The 2669-nt window shown below is 46.0% G+C and carries 5 protein-coding genes; 3 read left to right on the top strand and 2 right to left on the bottom strand.

Annotated features, from left to right (window positions below; translation table 11 throughout):
* Window positions 1-357: hypothetical protein (locus tag ACKTT2_RS00030; protein WP_407882712.1), on the top strand; the 357-nt coding region annotated here is incomplete at its 5' end.
* A 142-nt stretch (window positions 358-499) separates the two neighbouring features.
* Here ACKTT2_RS00030 and tnpA read toward each other — a convergent pair.
* Both tnpA and ACKTT2_RS00040 read right to left on the bottom strand, forming a co-directional pair.
* A complete protein-coding gene (tnpA, locus tag ACKTT2_RS00035) occupies window positions 500-922 on the bottom strand; it encodes an IS200/IS605 family transposase (RefSeq protein ID WP_407882715.1) in 423 nt (140 codons plus the stop codon).
* 247 nt (window positions 923-1169) lie between these two features.
* Entirely contained in the window at window positions 1170-1400 is a 231-nt protein-coding gene (locus ACKTT2_RS00040) for an EF-hand domain-containing protein (protein WP_407882717.1), read from the bottom strand.
* A gap of 365 nt (window positions 1401-1765) precedes the next feature.
* On the opposite strand from ACKTT2_RS00040, the gene ACKTT2_RS00045 reads away from it, so the two are divergent.
* On the top strand, window positions 1766-1933 hold the full coding sequence (locus ACKTT2_RS00045) for a CRISPR-associated endonuclease Cas2 (protein WP_407882719.1): 168 nt from the start codon (window positions 1766-1768) through the stop codon (window positions 1931-1933).
* A 268-nt stretch (window positions 1934-2201) separates the two neighbouring features.
* Window positions 2202-2669 (top strand): alpha/beta fold hydrolase (locus ACKTT2_RS00050; protein WP_407882721.1); only part of this gene is annotated, 468 nt, incomplete at its 3' end.

Below are 2669 nucleotides of genomic sequence, written 5' to 3' on the forward strand. Positions count from 1 at the left end.
GTCATTGCCATTCCCTGTGGCGTGTTAATTGCTTTATTGATTACAACCGTATTCATGGGTGGCTCTGCTGCAAATGAACTAGAAAAGAGTTTTGCTCAAACCTTTAAGCAGCTTGGGCAGCTCTATCAATCCCTATTAACAACGTATCTTCAGGGTGCAACTCCATCCCTAGAAATCATTCAACTGAAAGCGACCCTTGCCAAGACGATTGCTCACCATCCAATGGGTTTAAAGATTGCGGGTCTTGAGCAAGGTTCGGGTGGCTTGGCGACCAAGCATAAACATCTGTGGAATTTCTTACTGGGTTACGAACAAACGCTTTTTGCCCAACTTGGAACGCGATCGCCAGTAATCTGAACCGAATGAGCCAGACTTTGCCAACCTATGCTCAGTAGGGCTCCGCCTTTTTTTAAGAGCTTGAACCCCGGTAAGCGAAGCTAGCGTAAAAATACGAAGTAACATTTATTCTTAATTTGGTTTTTCTTGGTTGTGTACGTACTCAATAAGTTTTTCTAGCATATGCTTGAGCACCAACACTAATAATGGCATAACTCCCTGACCAGAATTGAGGCTTGCTACTCCAATAAAACTGAGAAAGATGATTTGCGTATTCTGACCGTAGGCGGCGAGAGCTTACGGTTTTTATGTTGTTGACTAATTTTGTAGAGATCAACGCGCGTACAGGCGTCTCAAACAACATATGTACGTGATTGGCTTCTCCTCCAAACTCAATTAAATCGCATTCCCACTTTCCGAACAATTCCTTAATTACTTCCTCCAACCTTTCAAGCATTTCACCCGTTAGCGACTTTCTTCTAAATTTTGTGACTAGTACCAAGTGATAAATAAGTCGAAATGCACTATTAGAACGTGTTTTGAGTCTTTGTCTGTTACTAGTAACCATTTTGACAAATAATTGCATAATTATATTGACGACGCATTGTCTTTTCATTATTCACAGGACGCTGGACTTGGTGTTTAAGTACAAAACACGCAAAGCGAACATTTTTAAGACACATATGTACTGTGAAATATTAGTACAGGATTACTAAACCACAAATCCCTCACACAGGCATAGTTACCGATGTGCTAAAAAATTTGCGTAAACAAAATACCCCACACCGGGCGCGGCTGTGGGGTAGGATACCTTTTTATTCTTGTTTTGACTTTTAGTTTAAATTTCCTGCTTTCTCAACAACTTTCTTTAACTCTTCAAAGGTGATACTACCGTCTTTATCTCCATGCGTAGCTAGCAATTCCTGGGGGCTACTGATACCTGTTTCAGCCGAGATGATTGCACTTAAGCCAGGGCTTAAAAAAAGCTCATTAATGGAGATTTTACCATCTCGATCGGTATCCAAGGTATTAAAAAGAGATTGAAGCTCTTGCTCGGTTGCCATAATTTTTTATCTGAATTAATTTTTAATTTAATATCTCAAAATTTTGACAAAGATACAAGAACAGTTAAGAGGATGTTTTAAAAGTCGAAGCGAGTCAAAAATTATGCAAGCCGCCTAACCATAAGACGTATCACTTTACTAGTTGCCAAGTACAGGTATATCCGACCTATGTTGAATTTCAGGGGGGTTGAAGCTCGATCCTCCATTCCGTATCCCAACTGTCACAAACGGTAATTACTGAATAAAATTTCTAAAGAAATAACAAAATTATACTTTATTTAGAAAAAGAACAGGTGAGAAAGCGTGAAGACAGGAATCCAACACACCCAAGTTATTCTTAATTTCGCTAACGCGGATTTGAGTGTGTGCTGACAGATAACCAGTACAAGGAAATGCAAAAACGATTGCAGATGCAAGTAAAACTTGGGGAAGACAGTGTGCGGTTTTATCCTTTGTCTCGACATACGTTATTACAGGTTGAGGTATGGGGAGAACCTCCGATAACTTCAGCACCAAGTTCGATTATTGTATGACTCGCGAGGGATCTGCAAAATGGCTGAAACCTCCATGTTTTCGTTGCAACCCTCGATACCTTGTCCAGCAAGATTTCTAGCGATTTCTCCAACTGTTATTACAGCAGTTCAGCGGCTTGACAGGCTATCCCTCGCAAACGAGGTCTGGACAGTAAGCCAAATCTGGGTTTAGATCAAAGTACCTCCCCACTCGCTGGGGAAATTAATTGAATGGAAACTGACAACACCGCCCGGGAGATCCGTGCGGGAGCAAGGAGAGAAGACGGAGATGGTGGAGATTCTGTTCGTGCATGGCGCACTCGTCCGGGATGGCGCATGGTGGTGGCAGCGGGTCGCGGAGCGAATCCATGAGCGAACCGGTACGGTGAGTCGGGCGGTCGAGCTGCCGTCCTGCGGCGAGGGTGCCATGCCCGGCACCGCCGATCTGCTCGAAGACGCTCGGGCGCTGCGCGCCGCACTCGATGACGTGGACTGTGCCGTCGTCGTCGGGCACTCCTACGGCGGTACGGTCATGGCGGAGGGTGCCGACCACCCTGCCACTCGCCACCTGGTGTACATCACCTCGTACCTGCCGGACGTGGGGCAGTCGCAGGCCGACATCATGAGCGGCGAGCAAGACCCGGTCGGGGTTGCGCCGGACGACGACGGCACAGTCCGTATCGCCGGCTACACCGCCTCGTCGTTCGGCGCAACCCCGACCGGGTCTTGCTCGCCGCTCATGATGTCGGCCTGCGAC

The organism is Scytonema hankhaensis NUACC26 (assembly GCF_045865695.1).
In the GTDB taxonomy this organism is placed as follows: Bacteria; Cyanobacteriota; Cyanobacteriia; order Cyanobacteriales; family Nostocaceae; genus Scytonema.

Bases quoted from the DNA above. Each gene is read 5' to 3' on its own strand.
- tnpA (WP_407882715.1), bottom strand. From the start codon at position 922: ATGCAATTATTTGTCAAAATGGTTACTAGTAACAGACAAAGACTCAAA.
- ACKTT2_RS00040 (WP_407882717.1), bottom strand. From the start codon at position 1,400: ATGGCAACCGAGCAAGAGCTTCAATCTCTTTTTAATACCTTGGATACC.